Below are 19,453 nucleotides of genomic sequence, written 5' to 3' on the forward strand. Positions count from 1 at the left end.
GCTTAGTCCTTTAAAAGCGTTTCTATATTTTTCTGCAAAATCTCCGACTCGTTTTGGTGGCGGTTCTCCTTAATAAATTCGGTATCCTCATTTATGTTTGATTTATACCCTAAAAAAGACGGGGCATTTTTTTGAACCGAAAGACGGATAAACCTTAATTCCACATTGTCAGGTTCTTTTTTGATTGCCTGCTCGATGTTTTTCTTCCCTTCTTTAAATGTACCTAGTTTACTTACAGGACTAAAGACATGATTTGCCCAAATAGTTTGCAAAGCACCTAAATAAGCCAAATGAGTAGCTGAGTTATTTTTTGCTTTATCCAAATCCGCAATCATTTTTTCGCACAATTCTTTATCTGATACCAGCTTGTTGTAATTAGCCCTTACTACATCCAAATCTGTTCCATTAAAATTTATCAAAAAGAATATGGCCGATATTAGTAAACCAAGAAATTTCATCACAGACAAGCCGTTTTATACCTTACATAACTTTTGAATGCTACATACGCCTTTTCGGAATTAGGGATGCGAACCCTATTGTTCATTATCTCTTTGGAAGATTTTCTCTTTATCTTTCCGAACAAAGAGAGGTAGTATTTATAGGCCAGATACACACCGAACATCGAAGAATTTGGAAGCTTCTTAATCCCGATCAACGCTTCCTTAAATTCTTCCTCTATTTCTTCTTCAATCTGACATTTTACATAATTATCAAATATGCACATATCAATATTCGGAAAATAAGTTCTGCCCAAAATCTGATAATCATCTTTCAGATCCCTTAAAAAATTAACTTTTTGAAAAGCCGAGCCCAGTTTCATTGCATAAGGTTTCAGTTCTTTATATTTCTCCATATTCCCATCTGTAAAAACTTGCAGGCACATCAACCCGACTACTTCCGCTGAACCAAAAATGTATTCTTTGTATAGTTCTGAATTGTAATCTATTTTTTGCAGATCCATTTCCATACTGTGTAAAAACTGTTCGATCAGGTCTTTGTCGATTTTGAACCGATTTACAGTTTCTTGGAACGATTGCAGAATAGGGTTGAGTGAAATCCCTTCATGCAGTGCATTGTCCGTTTCTACTTTTAATCGATTCAATAACTTCACTTTATCGTACCCGTGAAAACTGTCCACGATTTCATCTGCCAGTCTCACATATCCATATATCGCATAGATAGCGGAACGGATAGACGGTTTCAGCGCTAAAATTCCCAAGGAAAAACTCGTACTGTATTTTTGGGTTGTTATCTTGCTTACCGAGTAAGAAAGTTCGTCAAACAGCTGTTTCATCGTTCTTCTTGTCTAAGTTTGATTATTTCGTTCGCTACAATTTTGCCCGATATGATGGAAGGAGGAACTCCCGGGCCGGGAACGGTCAATTGACCCGTGTAGAATAAGTTTTTCAGCTTTTTATTTCTTATTTTAGGTTTTAGAACCGCAGTTTGACCGAGCGTATTTGCTAGTCCGTAAGCATTGCCACCATAGGCATTGTAATCTGAAACAAAATCACTGGCACAATAGCTTCTTTTGTATTCTATCTTTGACCATAAATCGGTTATGCCTGTATGTTTTTCAATTCTTGAAAGCATTTCTATTAAATATTTCTCGCGAATGACCTCATCATCCTTTATCCCAATAGCCAAAGGCATCAAAAGAAATAGGTTTTCTTTGTCTTCAGGGGCAACGGCATCATCTGTTTTTGACGGACAACAGGCATAAAATAATGGTTTCTCGGGCCATTTTTTCTCGCCATAGATGCAATCAATATGTTCGTCTAAATCATTTTCAAAGAAAAGTGTATGATGGTTTAGGTTGGGAATGGCTTGATTGATACCTAAATAATAGATCAAACTTGATGGTGCAAATGTTCTGTTTTGCCAGTATGCTTCGGAATAATTTCTATATTCTTTATTTAAAAGTGTTTCTGTATGATGATAATCCGAAGAAGCAATTACAGTATCAAATTCATAGATCTCGTCATTGATGGTTAAAGAGGCTACCTTACTGTTGTGTGTATTAATGCTTTCAACTGTTTTGTTAAAATGAAAAACAGCACCTTGCTTCTCGGCTACTTTTTTCATCGCCAATACCAATTGATAAAAGCCGCCCTTCGGATAATGCGTTCCCAAAGCATAACCTCCATAATTCATCAAACTGTACAATGCAGGAATATTCTTTGGAGAAGCACCCAGAAAAATTACAGGAAACTCCATCAATGTCCTTAGTGTTTCGCTTTTAAAGTATTTGTCAACATACGTTCTGAAGTTGGTCAGCAAATCCAATTTCAACGCACTTTTGGCTATTTTAGGAGAAATGAATTCCGCCCAATTGTGACAAGGCTTATTCACAAAATCCTTCATCCCGACTTCATACTTGAACTTGGCCGATTGCATAAATTTCTCTAATTGCAAGCCTGCACCTTTTTCAATTTCTTCAAACAAGATTTTTAATTCCTCTAAATTTTTAGGGACACTGATTTTGTCTTCTGAAAAAACCACTTCAAACTGCGGGTTTAACGAAATCAACTCGAAGAAATCAGAAGTTCTGTAACGGAAGTCGGCAAAAAAACTCTCCATTATATCAGGCATCCAATACCAGCTTGGCCCCATATCAAAAACGTAACCTTGTCCGGTAGAAAATTGCCTTGCTCTTCCTCCGGGCTGGTCATGTTTTTCAAATACGTGAACTTCATTGCCCGCTTTTGCCAAATAAGCACTTGCAGATAAACCCGAGAAACCGGAACCGATAACGGCTATTTTCTTCTTCATCGTCTTTTATCTTTTAAAACTTCATTCAACAAATACTCGGACTCAATATTTTTATCATAGATCCGTTTATGAAAATCATCAAGCTTATTGAGCAACCTAATCAATTCCATTTTTTCGATATATGTTAAATTTCCTGTAACTATTTCAGTTGCTTTTCTGATTCTGTCCATTTGATTTTCTAAAACCTCAAGCCCTTTATTGCTGATGCTTAAAATCTTACTTCTTTTGTCGGTCTCAGAGTCGGTTTGATTGACCCAACCTTGCGCAATCAACCGGTTGATAACTTGCATCCCGGCAGGTTTTTCATGAACATTCTTTTTTATCAAATCCATTTTGGTCATTTCTCCGAAAGCTTTTAGGTTAATGAGGTAGATAAAATCTTCCTGCGTAGAAAAATCTGAACCGAATATTGCCGATTTTGAATAACTCTTAGCGTATCTGTTTATATGGACAATTAAAGTATTAATAACACTTTCTGCACTACGTCCCTTTTCCTTTCCATCCCAATTAGGTTCAATATTTTTTTCCTCACCTTTATAATTGGCAACTATCCATCTTTTAAAACCTTCGATATCATTAGGGTATGTCCTTCCTTGAAGAATATCCGCTTCAAATTCCTCAAGCAGATTGACAACATTTTTTAAAATATCATATTTCATACAATTATATTAGTTTACAAATATACTATACTCAATCTATTAAATGTATAAATTTATACTAAATTATTTGCGGGTTAATTTTTAGCAATACAAGACTCTTGATAAGGTCGGTAGTATATATATTATGAGGATGTAATGGCAATAATGTATCATTCAGTTTATTACCGAAAATTAGCTAATAATAAATATTGGAGGTGAATCTTATAGAAAGAAGAGAAATAAAAGCTTACCCAAAAACCATATGGACTGTTTAACAAATCAGGTTGAAATAAATCAATTGATGGTTGTTGATAAAATCCACTGGTTAACCGTGAATTACAAGGTGAAAAATGGGACAAATCTATCTCTTTTACACTTGTCCCAAGAAGTGATCCCGCTGGGATTGCTTCAATCCCACATTGCCCAAACTCATGCCTGAACCTTCTAGAATCGAACCCATCCCAACCCTTCTGTTCGAATCCGGCGGGTACAAACAAAGCCCAATCTTTCGATTGAGCTTTGTTAGTGACCCGACTGGGGCTCGAACCCAGGACCCCAACATTAAAAGTGTTGTGCTCTACCAACTGAGCTATCGAGTCTAAATAAAATAAATAGCCAGTTTGGCTATTAGTATTGTGAAAAAGTAAATTTCGAACTTTTTATTTATGAATCTGGAATACTATTGACTTTTCATGTGCCTAATTTTTCAATCAACTTCCAGAATTGAATATACTATGTAATAGAACTTGTAAACGGTTTTCTCTATCCGTTTAGAGCGGTGCAAATGTATTTTCTTTTTAAGAATTATAAAAATTTATTTCTCCTTTTTTTTAAGAAAAATCAGCATAGTTCTTTAAATCTACTTGAATAGAGATGTTTACGTTAAAATGATTTCCTTTAATTGGATTAAAAAGAACTTTCTACCGCTAATAATGTCTGTCCTGCCCATTTAATCAGTAAAAATGGTCTATTATAATTAAAGCACAGCTATTTTGTGTTAGTACAAAAGCAATTTAAACGGCAATGAGCCTGTTTGTTATTGAGCTATTTCTCGTATGACCTTTGCAGGGATGCCACCAACAATGACATTATCCGGTACATCTATGGAAACGATTGCCCCAGCAGCTACGACAGAATTTTCACCAATGGTAACGCCTGGAAGTATTGTGGCATTTGCTCCAATCCACGCGTTTTTCTTGATAAGAATAGGACCTGGAACCAGTGTTTGCCTATCTTGTGGAGCAATAGGATGTCCTTCCGACAATAGGTTAACGTTTGGAGCGATGAGAACTCCGTCTTCTATAGTAACTCCTCCTAAATCTAAAATTGTACAATTGAAATTGATGAATACGTTTTTACCTATTTTAGTGTGTTTTCCATAATTGATATACAGGGGTGTAAATACATTAACACTTTGGTCAATCTCACTATTTGTAATATTGCTTAACAATGCCCTGATTTCTGAAGGATCCGAGGAATTGTTCATCCGTACTAGTAATTCCTTGGTAGCGTAAGATGCTTCCATTAATTGGTGACCCATTGGATCCTTTGGAGCAATATTTTTACCATTTTTCAAGCGTTCAAAGATATCTATTGATTTCTTGTCCATGATTAGTCTTGGTTTATCATAAAAATATGAAAATTAAGATGTTTAACTCCTGTTTTCCCAAATAAGATGAACGTAACTAAAATGTTATTATATCAGAATCTATTGGGGTATAACCCAGATGTCTGCTTAGTGACAAAATTTGACCTTTGTGGTGGAATTCATGGGTGGTGACATGGGTAAATAATTCCAATGGAGAAATATCATGATCCACACCTGCTTTATTAATGCGTATGGTGTCAAGCATAGTAGATTGATAGCGCTTTATAAATTCTAAGACACCATTGTCAACCGAGCGATATAGATTTTCAATTTCAGCAACAGTACCCAATGAAGAATATTGAGTTTCGTTAACGGTCTTATTTAAGGCTCTCTTTTGAATCCAGAATTTGTATGTATCTGCAACATGGATGAGTAGATTACGAATACTACCTCCAAGTCCAAATGACGTATTTTCGTTCACAAAGTCATCAGTAGAGATCGTTTTACAATACTCAAAAATTTTAGCTCTTGATTGTTGAACTAAAGAATACTGAGTGTTTAAGTATAATTCAATGTCCTGCATTGTCAATGAATTTAATATTAATTTCGAATTTAGTTGTTTACTTCTGTTTCCATTCATCATTTATAAAGTTAAGGTTTTTAACTAAAAATCTCGAAACTCTCCCCTATAATCTATGATTTAGAGGGAGTAGTCCACTTATGTCCCTTAACTCAATGTCCTAACAAATGTAGCAAGATCAGAATAATGAAATCCAATTGTGGGAAGTGAGAGGCAGTAGGAGTAACTTTTTATCAAACTTATTCGGAGTTAGAATCCGAAACGAACCGTTCAAAATTCCTTGATGCGCTTCGGGGAAAATTTGTACGGAGAATAGACGAACAGAACTAAAAATGGTACCGATTTACAGCATTTGATTACGAAAGCGCGCGTAATCACTAGCTGCAATTTACTCCTTTTCAAGAACATATTACACCTTAAACCTTACATTAGATCAGTTTTTGTTCAATAGCTATTCTTACCAGTACTGCAGTGTTTTTGGCATTCAGCTTGAGCAACAAGTTTTTGCGATAGCTTTTGATCGTTTCAGGACTAAGAAAAATACGGTCGGCTATTTCCCCGTTTGTCAGTCCCTCGGCCACCAATTTCAGCATTTCCCGTTCCCGCTGACTCAGCCAGAGATGAGTCTCTTTTGGCCGTTTCATCAGCACATCGATTTCATGACAGAGGAACGTTTCGCCTGCGGCAACCGCCTGTATTCCTGCAAGAACCTCTTCGGTCATGGCGTTTTTGATCAGGTAGCCTAAAGCACCGTTTTCCAGCATCTGTCGTACTACACTGTATTCATTGTGCGTAGTTAATGCTAGGATCTTGAGTTCGGGAAGATGCTCTTTGAGTTCCTTACATAAATCCACCCCGTTGATATCGGGCAAGCCTACATCGAGGAGCAGCACATCAGGTTTCCAGAAGCCGATGGAGTTCCGGCATTCGGCGCCACTGTGCGCCACACCGACTACTTTCGCTATGCCCGATTCTTCAATAAGACTTTTTAGTCCGTCTGTCAGGATCTTATGGTCGTCCACAATTGCTACATTAATCATATTGTTCATTTTTTGTCAGTTCCAATTCTACATGTACCTCTGTTCCGCCTGCCGAAGAAAATATATCCAATTTACCTTGAAATGCGTCTACTCGCTGCCGGATGTTCTGCAAGCCCATCCCTTCGGAAACAGTGTGCTGATCGAATCCTTTTCCATCGTCCTGTACTGTAAAGGAAACACGGTCCGGTTCCTGTACCAGTTGCACGTTGATATGGCTAGCCTGGGCGTGTTTCAGCGCATTGTTGACCAGCTCATGGATGCAGCGGTACACCACGATCTCAATTTTATCTGGCAACCGGGCTTCATTTCCGAAATAATGAAAATCGGCTGTTGGAATGGCAGCGCAGAAATCGGCAAGTGAAACTTTCAGCCCGTAGCGCAGTAGCGATCCGGGCATCATATGGTGCGCTACACGGCGGAGTTCTTGTATGGAGTCGTCCAGCATGCCCAGGGCTGTTTGAAATCGGGTTACGTCCACTGATTCCAATAGAGTATTGCCTTTTACCTGAGGCAAATTCATCTTTACAGCAGATAGCATCCCGCCCAGTCCATCGTGTAGGTCTTTGGCTAAACGGGTTCGTTCTGCCGCCTCACCATCTAATGTGGCTTGCACGGCGACCAATTGCTTTTCCTGTTCCAGTCGTTCGGTTTCTTTTTCCGCCAGCTTTCGCTTGCTTACCGCCAAACGATAGCGGATAAAAGCAAAAGCCAATGCGATAAGAAGAATAGTTGCCCCGGAAATACCAAGCCATATATATAATTGCCGTTGTTTTTCCAATGCGGTAATTTTGATTTCTTTTTTCTCGGTTTCATATTTGACTTCCATAGCCGAGAGTGAATTCTGATACGTTTCGTTACTATAGCGATCCAAGGTTTCCATATATTTAATCATATACTGATGGGTGAGGTCTGGTTTCCCCAAGTAAGCATAGGCGGTAGTAAGATTGAAATAGATACTCCTTGTGAGATTGATGTCGGTCGTGTCGATGGCTAATACCGCCAGTGCCGCTTCGGCAGATTGCCCATACTGACCTTGATAGAAGTAAATATTGGAGGTCAGTTCTATCGCTTCGGCAGTGTAATGGTCAAAACCTAATTCTCTGGCTTGTTTGACCGCTTGTAGTGCGAGCGGCAACGCTGTAGCAAAATCATTGTGATGATAGTGAACCTTTGCAAGGGTCTGTAAAGCTTTGTTCAGAAAAAGTTTATTATCCGTTTGTCGAAATAATTCTGTTGCCTTATTTGCATACGCTATAGATTCCTCAATAGGGGCCTTTTGATGAAGACTGATATCGCTCAAAGCAATATAGACACTTCCCACCCCATCTTTGTCATCAGCTTCTATAGCCAATTGTTCCGCTTTTTTGTAGTAAATCAATGCCTGTTCAAGGTTTATCATAATCTGATAAACTCCACCAATATTGGAATAGACGATACCTAGCCTTTTGATATCATTCTGTGATTCGAGAATTTTTACCGCATTTAGGTAATTGGCGATCGCTTCGTTATACAGGCTTTGTTGGCGGTAGATATTGGCATACGCATTATAAAGAGAGGTCTGCATTCGGTAATCATCCAGCTTTTCGATAATTGGCCTGGCTTTGTTGAGATACACTAGCGCGGTATCTTGCGCATCATCCATATAATAGGATATGCCGATATTTTTAAGGAAAGTGGCGGTCATTTTTTCGTTTCCGATTTTCTTAGCAAGTGCTAGTCCCTGTATTCCGAAAGCGATAGAGCGGTCGGCATCGATACTGTTATAAAACCAATTGAGGTCATCCAATATTTTAATCCGTTCTTCCTCTGTCAGCTTCTTTGTATTCAATACATGCTCCAGCGAATCCAGATCCTGTCCCAAAGTTATAACCGGCACAAGTGCTATCAATAGATATAGCGATAAATGCTGTGCCTGCTGTATTACGCTATGTATATATCTTTTTATCATCCTGTTTGATTATTCGGGATTATTTTAATTGTTCTTAAGACAAAGGTAGTGGTAGACACCTTTGTTAAAAACCCCCTTTGGGGGGTATTGGGGGAAGTTTTGCCACCATACTTTTGTTTTTATCAAATGGAGGAAAGTGATCAACGCGTTCTGTTGACCGTCATCCGGATAAAAATTATAAACAATAAAAATAAACAAAATGAAAGCAACCATCAGAAAAACATTTCTAATGTTATTGATAACAGCTGCCCTGGCAAGCTGTAGCAAAGACGACGACATCAACCCTGAACCTCAGGTTACCTTTTGTGAAATCATTGAAGTATCAGGAACAATTAACGAGCCTACTGTTTGGCAGGCAGGTTTTGTGTATGTGATTGACGGTTTCGACCTGAGGGTTGAGTCGGTGCTAACTATAGAGCCGGGCGTTGTGATAAAAGTACGGAATGCCAGAATCAGCATTCTTGAACAGGGCAAAATCATCGCAGAAGGAACGGCAGACAAACGCATTGTCTTTACCTCACTTGCAGATGACCATTATTGCGGTGATACTAATGGTGACGAAAACGCGACCGGACCCGAAAAAGGGGATTGGGTGTCATTAACCCTTCAAGGAACAATTGGTTCGGTGTTTAAATTTGTCGATATTTTTTATGCCGGGCAAAGCAGCGGTGGAACGAATAGAGCGGTAGATATTGGTTGGCAACAGTCCGTTGCATTTACTTTCGACCATTGTAGAATCGCACACACGATGAGTGGTACCCGACACGATTCCCAAGCCTTTCACGGGAGCACGGGTATGACAGATGCCAAGGTAAGTAAGTTTACCAATAACGCACTCTACGATAATGGAAAGCCTATTTATTTTAATGCATTCTACACCTTAGATCCGAGCAATGTATTCCACAACCCGGAAGACCCTTCGATAACCAACACAAATAATGGCATCTATTTATACGGTCAAGTACTTGATATGACGGTGGATTGGAACAATACGGAAGTGCCCTATGTAGTGGATCAGAATTATCAGGTCTACAATTCTGCTACAATCAATATCGGACCCGATGTAGTTGTGAAATTTATGAGTACAAGTGCAGGACTTCAAAGAAATGCGCCCCAGAATATTATCCTCAATCCTACGGCAATCCTGACTTCTTACAAAGACGATGACCATGGAGGCGATACTAACGGAGACGGGAGCACCACTTCCCCAGTATCAGGAGATTGGCAAGGCCTTCGTAATGCCTATGGTGCAATCCCTAATTGGGAGCAAAGCCCGAACATATTATACTCGAGTAATTAGTTTAGTGAATAAAACAAGGGCGAGAATCAAACGCCCTTGTTTTACCATACCTATTGAATAATTCATAACAAACTTCAAGAACAAATTCGTAAATCATGAAAAAAGCAATCTTTACACTTATGGCCGTTATTATCGCCGTCACTGCTCAGGCTCAGCAATTTCAAAATGGTACCACAACGGCCAATCTCGGTATCGGATTAGGTACTGCTTTGGGAGGTCTTGGAAAAGCCCGACCTGCCATATCCATATCCGTTGACCACGGTATGTGGGATATCGGCGGCCCGGGCGTGATCAGCCTAGGTGGTTATGTAGGAAACACCGGGTACAAATATACCGACCTGGGGTATACAGCGAAATGGAACTATACCATCGTGGGAGTAAGGGGTGCCTATCATTACAACGGTTTTACCAACGTGCCAAAGCTAGACTTCTATGGCGGGATAATGCTCGGATATAATATTGTAAAATACTCGTCGGATAGCGATAACTCATTGGCGAATAGCTATGGTAGCGGCCTTGGTTTTACTGGATTTTTAGGAGGACGCTGGTTTTTCACTGAGCATATCGGTGCCTACGCTGAGTTGGGTTATGGAGTATCGGTATTGAATGCAGGGGTGACTTATAAATTCTAAAGAAATAGGAATACGCTACGCCTACTTTTCAAAAGATAAACCCGCTGAATATTCTCAGGGGGTTTATTGCTGATTAAACTTCTTGGTTTTGATTCAAAAAATTCCTTATCTAAAAACATAAGCCTTTAGTAAAGGGGTTACCGAAATATCGTTTCGATAACTGGCTTTCTCACTTGTATTTCAATACCTTTATTTTCAAGAATAATTTGGGATACTGCAGTGAATGATATCCCAGTCTTTGAAAACACATTCAACGAATTGTCCAAGAGATGACAAGGGATTATGGGAACATGAATAATTATACTGTCTAAAATTTAAGGCATAAAAAAAGCCCAATCTTTCGATTGAGCTCTTTAGTGACCCGACTGGGGCTCGAACCCAGGACCCCAACATTAAAAGTGTTGTGCTCTACCAACTGAGCTATCGAGTCATTACAGTATGTTATTCTAACACTGGCTAACTTTTCTGTTAGCGGGTGCAAATATAAGATCATTTATTTATTTTTCAAGTCATTTTTACTATAAATTTGTCTTTTTTTTAAGGGTCATCTTTAAAGAAGTGAAAATTAACGAATTAAGTTTTTTGTATGATTGTATTAATTGGATATATGGGGAGTGGAAAATCCACTGTAGGCAAGGTTTTAGCCAAACAATTGGAAATGGATTTTATAGACTTCGATAATTATATTGAAGCTAAAGAAAATCGAAGTATCCCGGAAATCTTTAAACAAAAAGGGGAGGTGTATTTTAGAAACAAAGAAACCCAATACTTAGGTGAGCTGCTCGATGAAAATCCAAACGTTGTAGTATCCCTGGGAGGTGGAACTCCTTGTTTTGGCACCAACATGCAAACTATTGTAGAAGCCTCACCAAATGTATTCTATTTAAAACTCTCAGTAGATAAACTCATCAGTAGATTAAAACCTGAAAAAGCATACCGTCCGTTAATTAAAGACATAGCAGACGCGGACCTTTCTGAATTCATTAGAAAACACCTGTTTGAACGCAATTTTTATTACATGCAGGCTCCTCACATTGTAAATGTAGTAAATCAAACTCCTGAAGAACTCGCAGCTGAGGTAAGTGAAAAACTATCGTAGATAAACTGCGTCATTTCCTTCCTCAAAAACAACATCAACATGCTCTTGAAGCGAAGTTGAAAGTGAGATCCCTTTAAAATCAGCTTTTACCGGGAATTTCTTGTGATTTCGATCGACCAGGACTACAGTTTTTAATTTCTTAAGAGGAACATCTAAAAAATGACGAACGGCGTATATTAGGGTGCTCCCGGAATTTAATACATCATCCACTAAGATGACACATTTATTCTCGTACGCAGATTTATCCAAGGAAGTGATAATAGGGTTTAACGGGTTTGTTTTGTCTATTGTGACCTCACAAAAGGTAGTTTTGATATCTGATATTTCACTAAAGCTCTCATCAATCTTTTTAGCTAATTCCAATCCACTAGAAGCAATTCCGGCAATTACGATTTCATCCTCATCTACATAGGTTTCATAAATCTGATACGCTATACGTTTAATCTTATGCTGAATCTCTTGGTGAGAAAGAATTTTATTTTCTAGAGTTGTCATAACCAAAAATGTTTTTTCAAAGATAGGATATAATGTCAAAATCTATTGTGCAACACAAGGGCTTTCTTTAAAACCTTTAGGAAAAAAATCAGATCTCTTTCGTTGGGGTCTCATCCAAATAATCATCAATATCCCTACGATCTTTTTTGGTAGGACGCCCGGTACCTTTTTTACGATAGTATTCCTTGGAATACTGCAATAGTTCCGAATGTTCAAAAGCCTCCTTAGGAGTGGTGTCTATACGATAGATATCCACCAATTTGGCACCGACACGACTCTGGGGAATATCCAGAACAGTTAATTGATAATCGATCTGATCTTTACGCACCACAATTTTATCCGTAGGATATACCTCCCTGGAAGACTTCACACTTTGGCCATTTACGCGAACATGACCTTTCTTACATGCTGTAGTGGCAATGTTTCTGGTTTTAAAATAACGAACACACCACAGATATTTATCGACACGCATAATGATAATTTAAAAAATTTCGTTAACGTTGAAGCAAAAATACTAGAAAATAGTATCTTGCGCACCTGTATATGTTGAATATAACATTTAAGAAAGTAAAAGCAAGATTGATGAAGATAAAATTTGTAGGATTTGCCGCAATGGCCCTACTTGCCTTAATGGCTTGTAAAAGCGATGACGATAATAATCCTGATGGACCGACACTTAGAGATCTTTCTGAGGTAACGGCTGAAAATGAGACAGAATTACAAGCTTATTTAAAAACTCATTTTTATAATTACGAAGAGTTTGCAAACCCGACAGAAGGTTTTGACTATAAAATTGTGTTTGATACTATAGCAGGAGATAATGCCGATAAAATTCCACTGATAGATAGACCAGAACTTAAAGACATGGTGGTTTCAGTTGATGACGTGCCACATAAAATGTACATTTTAAATGTCCGACAGGGTACTGGTGACAAGCCACTTCTAGGTGATCAGGTCGTAGTTAAATATGAGGCTAGCAACCCTGATGGTACAATCGTGGATGCTTCAGCAGTAGAATTTTCTAGTCCAACCTTATCAACAGATCCTCAACAAATGTATCAATTCACAGAAGGCTTCACTCATTTAATTCTGGATTTACACGTGGGTAGTGGTTACGTAGAAAACGCAGACGGAACATTGACATGGAATAACGATTATGGTATCGGAGCCTGTTTTGTACCGGCTGGACTTGCGTATTACAGAAGCGGAAACTACAAACCCTTTATTTTTAAGGTAGATATGTTAGCTTTTAATCAGATAGATCAAGATTATATATATGACTATACTGCAGGGGGTAATGTAAGCTCACCCGATGGAATCCCATCAAGTATGGAAGATGTAAATGGTAATGGAGATCCAAGAGATGATGATACCGATGGCGATGGTATACCAAACTATTTGGATGCAGATGACGACAATGATGGTATCCTAACCATTTATGAATATGATGTACTTCCGGATAACAATAACAATGGTATTATAGATGAAGGTGATGGAGACGGTATTCCTGATGACAGTGACGGTGATGGTATCTATGATTACCTAGATCCCGATAATCAAATAGGGAGTGGTATCTAATTAAGGCTTAACATCAACACTTTAGAGTGTTGCAAGGGCTTTGATGTGAATGCCTTAAAACCGAGTTTCATAAAGCCGATTTGTCGTATAAAAAACCTGCTCTGGCGTTGTACATCGGCCAAAGCAGGAACATTATGAAAACAAAATCGGTTTCATTACTGAATTTCATGTTTTCATAATTAGTCAGCCAGTAGGTATCATGGGGCAATGGCGACTAATCCCATAGTTTTCCATGTTTAAATCAAGGTTTCAACACGATTTTATTGGAAGTGTAGGTTGGGGTTTTTAATGATAACACATTGGCCATATATGATGCATTTGTTGCTGGAAAAGATAACTGTATTGAAATAATCCAAATGAGCTTAGGTTTCCATTCCAGCCAATCGAATGACTAAGATGCCTTTTCCATGTTGAATGTCTCTAACCGCTTAATTTTCGCCTAATGAACGTGTCACAAAAATGGATGTTGCATAGGAATTTTCGTTCACATCGGGTAGAGTTATAGCTTTACCGTTCTTCCAGTATCTCAGATTGATTCTTGATCTGCCGTCACCATTTTCATATCCGGCAATATAGATGTCTTCGTTTACTATAAAAATTGAATTGGCAATTGCGGATTTACTTCCATCTGTGAGCGCTTTGGCTTTTCCATTCTTCCAGAACTTTGCTGTAGAAGATTCTACTCCGACTGCGTACAGATCTCCATTATGTACAAAAATGGAATGTAGTGCCGATTCTTGACTTCCGTCAGTGAGTTCTACGGCTATGCCATTTTTCCAGTAAGTGGCAATGTCTTCTGAACCCCTATTTAGCACTCCTGCTATATAGACATCACCCTTATCTATGAAAATATCGTAAGCAAATGACTCCGTGCCTTCATCTGTAAGCTTAACAGCCGTACCGTTTTTCCAGTAAGTGGCAATGTCTTCTGAACCATTATATTCACTTCCGGCAACGTGTACATCTTCGTTATCTACCAACACAGAATAAGCTTGTGCATGTTCACTTCCATCAGTGAGTTCTACGGCTATGCCATTTTTCCAGTATTTAGCAATGAATAATCCATCGGTTCTTTCGTATCCGGCTATATACACATCTCCATTAGCTGCCCAAGCGGATAATGCCCTCGATATTTGACTTCCATCGGTAAGATTTATGGCCGTACCGTTTTTCCAATATCTGGCATATCTTCCTAAGTCCCCAACTTCGTAGCCTGCAACATAAACATCTCCCTTATCTACAAAAATGGATTCTATATAGACGTCTTGGCTTCCATCGGATAAGGTTATTGCTTTGCCATTCTTCCAGTATTTCGCAACAGCCTTTGTTTCATTGCGTTCATTTCCAGCAATATATACGTCTATTTGATATACTTTTAGTTCTGCCGCTTCGCTGTCCGTATAGCCTTCTTTTTTAGCTACAATTTGATGAATACCGGCTTTTTCGAAGATGTGACTTGTACCACTTATTTTATTGTTATTGATATATATATCGGCAAGAACGGCTTTGCCGTCAACAGTGGTCTCAAAGGTGATAGTATCCCCTTTTTCAACTTCCATGTTGTTGGCAGTAAGCGTTAATTGGTGTTTTTCTAAATGATCAGGATCTTTAGTCGGTCCATCGTCTTTGGAACAAGAAAACAACAAGAACAATATAAAAAATAGAATTCCTGCTCTTTTAACGTATGTGAATAAATAAGGTTGCATAATAGTGATTTTTAATTTGGTTTATGCATTTATAACAATACCTACAGACATATAATTTATTGTTTTATTGCCGTTTTGTAAGTAATTGCAGGAATGCGCAATTTTGCAGCACTCCTGCGTATTACAAGCCATAAATAAATATGTGTTTTATGGATTTACTAATTCAGATCCGCTCCAATCTGAGAATAATTTTGGAGTATTGATCAAATTCAGATTGTTGTAAGTGAAATTGATTGCAGTGGGGCGCTCAATACTTACGGCATACTCGAAACAATCAATAAAGTTAACATCATGCATGTTTAAATATACATCGCTACTTGCAATATGAACAGCTCCATTAGGATTGCCTGTGGTTACTCCTGCATTGGCAATATCCACAAACGCCATCTCATTTAATGGGTTAGTCGTATAATCGATTTTGATACCTGTCCAATATCCTGCGACGTCCTCTTTTCCTTTAATTGTAATAGGTTCATCCTCTGTTCCCACCATAATGATTTCATGGTTATAGTGAAAAGCATTTTGAAACCTGATCAAACTTCCGGCTTCCATTAACATAGTAACACCAGGTTTAAAGGTAAACCTGCGTTTCTCTTCATTATCAGGACCAAATCCATTAGTGAAAAAAGGGACATCGGTTTTATGAAAAGTTACGTCTCTATACGCACCGCCACCGTTTTTCAATTCAATGTAGTCATTTGTATTACCGGTATAGGAATTACTGCCGTCAATGGAACTGACGTGATTTATATTAGTTACCACAGGAGTGTCATTACCGGTTAAGGTACTGTTGGATAAAGTTAAGTCTCCTGCGTTAAGTGATCCACCTACCCAATGTAAACCAATGAGATTCCCATGCTGAATAGTACAATGATCCATTTTCATCGTCCCACCAACGGTACCGATAACAGAGCCTTGCAGGGCCCATCCACCACGACCGGTTTGTCCGGCATATTCTACGGTTACATATTCCATTACGTTAGCCGTATTATCGCTTGAGATCTGTATACCTCTCCATGATCCTTTGGACTTATTTACCCCTGTAAGAACAATCGGCTTCTCAGCTGTACCCTTCATTTGAACTTTTCCATTACCTGATTTTCCTATCCGCATTCCAGCATCACTCTTGAAGGCGATCACAACGCCTGGGTCAATTGTAAGATTTCCATTGACCTCCGGATCGCAATTCATGATATAATCTACTGGTGCATTTGGGTCATCAGTTAGATGGACTTCGGCTTCTGAGAAAATACCACAATCCAAAATAATCGGTTCTACTAGTTCCTCAATTGGGTCGGTTGGATCCAATGTTTCATCAACATCGTCCTCAGAGCTACAAGCGAATATCATTAATGATACAAGAGCAATTGTAGCTACTTTTTGTGTGTTTCTAAAAATTTTCATTGTTTTCATTGTTTTTATATTATACTATTTGAATTAGATAATTTTAATGTTGGGAATTACCTCTCTAATTTTTATAAATTAAATTTAACTCCGCCGCCAATGACCAATTGACCGCCATCAATAATAACATACTTAAGCTCAGCAAATGGAGTGATACCGCCAAGCTCAAAATTCGCGCCTGCTCCAAGGTTGAGTCCAAATCGCCCATCTGAAGCATCAGCAAACGCAAAGGAAGTATCGTACTCCAATTTAACGTGACTATAGTTTAGTCCTCCTATGGCATAAACTCCCATGTTGTCTTGAGAAACAAAGTAGTAGTTAGCATTGGCATTGACTTCAATCCAGTTCATTTTAAAACCAGATTCTTCTTTTGGTAAATAATAGATTACCGAAGGAGAGATGGTTAAATTTTCAAGAACCGGAAATTCGGCGTTGGCACCAATACCAATGCTTTCTATTTCTGTTCCATAGGCTAATAATGCTCCAATTCGGGTATTTTCTTGTGCGTTAACCGAATACCCTAGGCTAAGTGCCATAATAAAAATTCCAAGTACTGTTGATTTTAGATTCATAATGTTTATGTTTAAGGATTAATGTTTTTTTGATTTATTAATTTTCAATCTGTGTTATGATGCTCGATCATAGTGAGCACCTTTGTGTTGTGAGTGTGTGCTCTTTAAAACAACACAAAGGTGTCTCTAGCTAACACTACTTGTTTAATGAAACTTCTTATTGTTTTTCATTACATTAATATCCGCTTTGGAATTTTACTGGTCTCGCTCTAAATTGTATTGTGTACCTTCATTGATCACTAATTCCAGGTGTGTCTCTGTGATGGAAATAACTTCTACATTTGATTCGACCGTCGAGTTTGTTGACAAGGTTAGAACTAAGTTACCTGCATTAGTTATCTGGTAATTATATAATTCGTCCTCAGCAATACCACATGGGGATCCTTGATAAAGGACGAACCTCAATGTCTGGTCAGCCGTAAATTCGAAATACGTTTGACTTAAACACTCCGATACGATAACTTGGTTTCCATTTACAACTGCACTTTTCATAAACCACTTTCCTACAATTAAATCTTCTACCATCGCATCTCGGGTAGTAAATGTTGCAATCTCGCTGTTGCTTTCAGCTCCACTTTGATCTTTAGCAACAACGTTCCAATAGTAAGTTGTGCTATACTTAAGATCGTTTTGCAGTTTCAAGTTAACTTCGGATACATCTCCCATAATTTTTTCTTCAGGTGGAAGCAACGTGTCCAGATAGACGTCATATGATACTGTATCACCATCTGGGTCAGTAGAGGCTTTCCAGCTTAGTTCAACTTCACTTATATCTACATCCTTCTCTTGATTGGATGGAGTAACAAGAGAACTTTGGCTTGGAGCTTGGTTACTTGGTTCGTCATCTTTGCTACATGAACTTATTATAAGTGCTAAGGATGCGATAAGTATCCACGCAGGGTATTTATAAAATTTAAAAAAATTAGTTTTCATTTTATTGTTTTTTTTTAGTAATAAATTATATTACTCGCGCTCGAGTTGGTACGTCATTACGCCTTCCTCTAACAGGCGTAGACTTGTTTTTGTTATGGAGAGAATGCTTAAGGAATATTGTTCGGTTCCTCGCGAAGCAGTAATGGTGTTTGCCCCCGTTAGGATGAATTCAAATACCGCGGAACTGGAATCATTGCATGTAGCTCCAGAGTATATATTTAGGGTAAGCTTTCCATCAGGGTCAAACTGAAAATAGGACTTGCCTAGGCATTCAAAGTCTTCAGGGTTTGAGTTGTGCTCCACTCCAGTAATGATCCACTTTCCAATAAGCAATTCTGCTGTAGTTTGTTCTCTTGTAGAAAATACCCCAATGTTACTGTTGCTTTCAGCCCCACTTTCATCTTTAGCGACAACACTCCAGTAGTAGGTTTTATCAAATTCAATATCCTCTGTGAGCTTTAAACTTGTCTCAGAGATATCCCCCATAATTTTTGCCTCAGGCGGATGTATCGTGTCCAGATAGATGTCATAAGATACAGCATCACCATCTGGATCAGTAGTGGCTTGCCACTTTAGTTCGACTTCACTAGCCTCGAGATCCTTGGCTTGGTTGGATGGGTTTAGAAGTATCGCTTTATCGGGTGCTTGGTTACTTGGGCCATCATCATCGCTGCTGCACGCTGCAATTGTAATCGTTAAAAATAAAAGGATGGCCCATCGTCCGGTTTGTTTAATTTTAATAAAATTAGTTTTCATGTTTAGCTTTATATTTAGTGTTTACATTTAAAATATAGGGGAGATGCCCTGGTAGGTCTTATTAACTTGTGCCTTCGAAGTAGAAATGCGACTCAGCTTATGGTATAGGCGACAAGTACCCCCAGCGTTATACCCATTGCGGTTGATAACCATGTTTTTTACCATAACAAGAACACCAATCGGGCTTGATTGTAAAATGAGTTTATCTAGTGCTTGCACCATTTTATCATGAGCGAGTCTTAATCTTACAGGACACAACATATTCTTTACGATTTTTCCTACCCATTTATACCATAGGAAAAAGGAGGTAAACATTTTTTTAAAAGAAAAGTGTGTTAAAACCTCAAATTAAATTTCAAGACCCTGATTGTGAAATCATTAGGGGGACAAAAAAGATTAGTTACCCTCTATG

The 19,453-nt window shown here is 38.4% G+C and carries 20 protein-coding genes and 2 tRNA genes; 4 read left to right on the forward strand and 18 right to left on the reverse strand.

All coding sequences use genetic code 11. The features are described 5' to 3' along the window. Positions 1–2: 2 nt before the first annotated feature. From ACN0TV_RS01375 to ACN0TV_RS01415, 9 genes are all read right to left on the reverse strand, one after another. On the reverse strand, positions 3–458 hold the full coding sequence (locus ACN0TV_RS01375) for a hypothetical protein (RefSeq protein WP_417359938.1): 456 nt from the start codon (positions 456–458) through the stop codon (positions 3–5). Next, positions 458–1,294: a phytoene/squalene synthase family protein gene (locus ACN0TV_RS01380; RefSeq protein WP_417359362.1), complete on the reverse strand. Its 837-nt coding sequence runs from the start codon at positions 1,292–1,294 to the stop codon at positions 458–460. The genes ACN0TV_RS01375 and ACN0TV_RS01380 overlap by 1 nt, the downstream gene beginning before the upstream one ends. After that, on the reverse strand, positions 1,291–2,772 hold the full coding sequence (locus tag ACN0TV_RS01385; protein ID WP_417359364.1) for a phytoene desaturase family protein: 1,482 nt from the start codon (positions 2,770–2,772) through the stop codon (positions 1,291–1,293). The genes ACN0TV_RS01380 and ACN0TV_RS01385 overlap by 4 nt, the downstream gene beginning before the upstream one ends. Beyond that, positions 2,769–3,431, reverse strand: a complete 663-nt coding sequence (locus ACN0TV_RS01390) for a MarR family winged helix-turn-helix transcriptional regulator (protein ID WP_417359366.1) — start codon at positions 3,429–3,431, stop codon at positions 2,769–2,771. Before ACN0TV_RS01390 ends, ACN0TV_RS01385 begins: the two co-directional genes overlap by 4 nt. 505 nt (positions 3,432–3,936) lie before the next feature. After that, a tRNA-Lys gene (locus tag ACN0TV_RS01395) sits at positions 3,937–4,009 on the reverse strand. Positions 4,010–4,446: 437 nt separating this feature from the next. After that, positions 4,447–5,019, reverse strand: coding sequence for a sugar O-acetyltransferase (locus ACN0TV_RS01400; protein WP_417359368.1), 573 nt, complete (start codon positions 5,017–5,019; stop codon positions 4,447–4,449). A gap of 76 nt (positions 5,020–5,095) precedes the next feature. Then, positions 5,096–5,581 (reverse strand): DinB family protein, encoded by a 486-nt coding sequence (locus ACN0TV_RS01405; RefSeq protein ID WP_417359370.1) that lies wholly within the window; start codon positions 5,579–5,581, stop codon positions 5,096–5,098. A gap of 425 nt (positions 5,582–6,006) precedes the next feature. Further along, positions 6,007–6,618: a response regulator gene (locus ACN0TV_RS01410; protein WP_417359372.1), complete on the reverse strand. Its 612-nt coding sequence runs from the start codon at positions 6,616–6,618 to the stop codon at positions 6,007–6,009. After that, positions 6,611–8,479, reverse strand: a complete 1,869-nt coding sequence (locus tag ACN0TV_RS01415; protein WP_417359374.1) for an ATP-binding protein — start codon at positions 8,477–8,479, stop codon at positions 6,611–6,613. Before ACN0TV_RS01415 ends, ACN0TV_RS01410 begins: the two co-directional genes overlap by 8 nt. 286 nt (positions 8,480–8,765) lie before the next feature. Here ACN0TV_RS01415 and ACN0TV_RS01420 point away from each other — a divergent pair, with 286 nt between their 5' ends. Continuing rightward, complete coding sequence (locus ACN0TV_RS01420; protein ID WP_417359376.1) at positions 8,766–9,866, forward strand: hypothetical protein; 1,101 nt, start codon at positions 8,766–8,768, stop codon at positions 9,864–9,866. A 95-nt stretch (positions 9,867–9,961) separates the two neighbouring features. Further along, complete coding sequence (locus ACN0TV_RS01425) at positions 9,962–10,498, forward strand: hypothetical protein (protein ID WP_417359378.1); 537 nt, start codon at positions 9,962–9,964, stop codon at positions 10,496–10,498. A 357-nt stretch (positions 10,499–10,855) separates the two neighbouring features. Here ACN0TV_RS01425 and ACN0TV_RS01430 read toward each other — a convergent pair. Next, a tRNA-Lys gene (locus tag ACN0TV_RS01430) sits at positions 10,856–10,928 on the reverse strand. Positions 10,929–11,084: 156 nt separating this feature from the next. Between ACN0TV_RS01430 and ACN0TV_RS01435 the strand changes: the two genes are divergently transcribed. Continuing rightward, positions 11,085–11,597, forward strand: coding sequence for a shikimate kinase (locus ACN0TV_RS01435; RefSeq protein ID WP_417359380.1), 513 nt, complete (start codon positions 11,085–11,087; stop codon positions 11,595–11,597). On the opposite strand, the gene ACN0TV_RS01440 is transcribed toward ACN0TV_RS01435, so the two are convergent. Both ACN0TV_RS01440 and ACN0TV_RS01445 read right to left on the reverse strand, forming a co-directional pair. Next, positions 11,589–12,092, reverse strand: coding sequence for a phosphoribosyltransferase family protein (locus ACN0TV_RS01440; protein WP_417359382.1), 504 nt, complete (start codon positions 12,090–12,092; stop codon positions 11,589–11,591). The two genes, ACN0TV_RS01435 and ACN0TV_RS01440, sit on opposite strands and share 9 nt — an antisense overlap. 88 nt (positions 12,093–12,180) lie before the next feature. Continuing rightward, positions 12,181–12,564: an RNA-binding S4 domain-containing protein gene (locus ACN0TV_RS01445; RefSeq protein ID WP_417359384.1), complete on the reverse strand. Its 384-nt coding sequence runs from the start codon at positions 12,562–12,564 to the stop codon at positions 12,181–12,183. A gap of 110 nt (positions 12,565–12,674) precedes the next feature. On the opposite strand from ACN0TV_RS01445, the gene ACN0TV_RS01450 reads away from it, so the two are divergent. Beyond that, positions 12,675–13,670: a hypothetical protein gene (locus tag ACN0TV_RS01450; protein ID WP_417359386.1), complete on the forward strand. Its 996-nt coding sequence runs from the start codon at positions 12,675–12,677 to the stop codon at positions 13,668–13,670. 428 nt (positions 13,671–14,098) lie between these two features. Here ACN0TV_RS01450 and ACN0TV_RS01455 read toward each other — a convergent pair whose 3' ends face one another. The 6 genes from ACN0TV_RS01455 to ACN0TV_RS01480 form a co-directional block, all read right to left on the reverse strand. Beyond that, positions 14,099–15,376, reverse strand: coding sequence for a hypothetical protein (locus ACN0TV_RS01455; RefSeq protein ID WP_417359388.1), 1,278 nt, complete (start codon positions 15,374–15,376; stop codon positions 14,099–14,101). 147 nt (positions 15,377–15,523) lie between these two features. Then, complete coding sequence (locus ACN0TV_RS01460; protein ID WP_417359390.1) at positions 15,524–16,780, reverse strand: hypothetical protein; 1,257 nt, start codon at positions 16,778–16,780, stop codon at positions 15,524–15,526. 71 nt (positions 16,781–16,851) lie between these two features. Beyond that, complete coding sequence (locus ACN0TV_RS01465) at positions 16,852–17,352, reverse strand: outer membrane protein (RefSeq protein WP_417359392.1); 501 nt, start codon at positions 17,350–17,352, stop codon at positions 16,852–16,854. 195 nt (positions 17,353–17,547) lie between these two features. Beyond that, positions 17,548–18,285, reverse strand: a complete 738-nt coding sequence (locus tag ACN0TV_RS01470) for a lipocalin family protein (RefSeq protein ID WP_417359394.1) — start codon at positions 18,283–18,285, stop codon at positions 17,548–17,550. Positions 18,286–18,315: 30 nt separating this feature from the next. Beyond that, positions 18,316–19,041, reverse strand: coding sequence for a lipocalin family protein (locus tag ACN0TV_RS01475; RefSeq protein ID WP_417359396.1), 726 nt, complete (start codon positions 19,039–19,041; stop codon positions 18,316–18,318). A gap of 27 nt (positions 19,042–19,068) precedes the next feature. After that, complete coding sequence (locus ACN0TV_RS01480) at positions 19,069–19,356, reverse strand: hypothetical protein (RefSeq protein WP_417359398.1); 288 nt, start codon at positions 19,354–19,356, stop codon at positions 19,069–19,071. Positions 19,357–19,453 lie beyond the last annotated feature (97 nt).

The organism is Galbibacter sp. (genome assembly GCF_048266365.1).
GTDB lineage: Bacteria > Bacteroidota > Bacteroidia > Flavobacteriales > Flavobacteriaceae > Galbibacter.

Coding starts and splice junctions, on each gene's coding strand:
- ACN0TV_RS01470 (WP_417359394.1), bottom strand. CDS start 18,285: ATGAAAACTAATTTTTTTAAATTTTATAAATACCCTGCGTGGATACTT.
- ACN0TV_RS01460 (WP_417359390.1), bottom strand. CDS start 16,780: ATGAAAATTTTTAGAAACACACAAAAAGTAGCTACAATTGCTCTTGTA.
- ACN0TV_RS01445 (WP_417359384.1), bottom strand. CDS start 12,564: ATGCGTGTCGATAAATATCTGTGGTGTGTTCGTTATTTTAAAACCAGA.
- ACN0TV_RS01425 (WP_417359378.1), top strand. CDS start 9,962: ATGAAAAAAGCAATCTTTACACTTATGGCCGTTATTATCGCCGTCACT.
- ACN0TV_RS01375 (WP_417359938.1), bottom strand. CDS start 458: ATGAAATTTCTTGGTTTACTAATATCGGCCATATTCTTTTTGATAAAT.
- ACN0TV_RS01450 (WP_417359386.1), top strand. CDS start 12,675: ATGAAGATAAAATTTGTAGGATTTGCCGCAATGGCCCTACTTGCCTTA.
- ACN0TV_RS01475 (WP_417359396.1), bottom strand. CDS start 19,041: ATGAAAACTAATTTTATTAAAATTAAACAAACCGGACGATGGGCCATC.
- ACN0TV_RS01405 (WP_417359370.1), bottom strand. CDS start 5,581: ATGCAGGACATTGAATTATACTTAAACACTCAGTATTCTTTAGTTCAA.
- ACN0TV_RS01440 (WP_417359382.1), bottom strand. CDS start 12,092: ATGACAACTCTAGAAAATAAAATTCTTTCTCACCAAGAGATTCAGCAT.
- ACN0TV_RS01400 (WP_417359368.1), bottom strand. CDS start 5,019: ATGGACAAGAAATCAATAGATATCTTTGAACGCTTGAAAAATGGTAAA.
- ACN0TV_RS01435 (WP_417359380.1), top strand. CDS start 11,085: ATGATTGTATTAATTGGATATATGGGGAGTGGAAAATCCACTGTAGGC.
- ACN0TV_RS01465 (WP_417359392.1), bottom strand. CDS start 17,352: ATGAATCTAAAATCAACAGTACTTGGAATTTTTATTATGGCACTTAGC.
- ACN0TV_RS01455 (WP_417359388.1), bottom strand. CDS start 15,376: ATGCAACCTTATTTATTCACATACGTTAAAAGAGCAGGAATTCTATTT.
- ACN0TV_RS01380 (WP_417359362.1), bottom strand. CDS start 1,294: ATGAAACAGCTGTTTGACGAACTTTCTTACTCGGTAAGCAAGATAACA.
- ACN0TV_RS01420 (WP_417359376.1), top strand. CDS start 8,766: ATGAAAGCAACCATCAGAAAAACATTTCTAATGTTATTGATAACAGCT.
- ACN0TV_RS01410 (WP_417359372.1), bottom strand. CDS start 6,618: ATGATTAATGTAGCAATTGTGGACGACCATAAGATCCTGACAGACGGA.
- ACN0TV_RS01480 (WP_417359398.1), bottom strand. CDS start 19,356: ATGTTTACCTCCTTTTTCCTATGGTATAAATGGGTAGGAAAAATCGTA.
- ACN0TV_RS01385 (WP_417359364.1), bottom strand. CDS start 2,772: ATGAAGAAGAAAATAGCCGTTATCGGTTCCGGTTTCTCGGGTTTATCT.
- ACN0TV_RS01390 (WP_417359366.1), bottom strand. CDS start 3,431: ATGAAATATGATATTTTAAAAAATGTTGTCAATCTGCTTGAGGAATTT.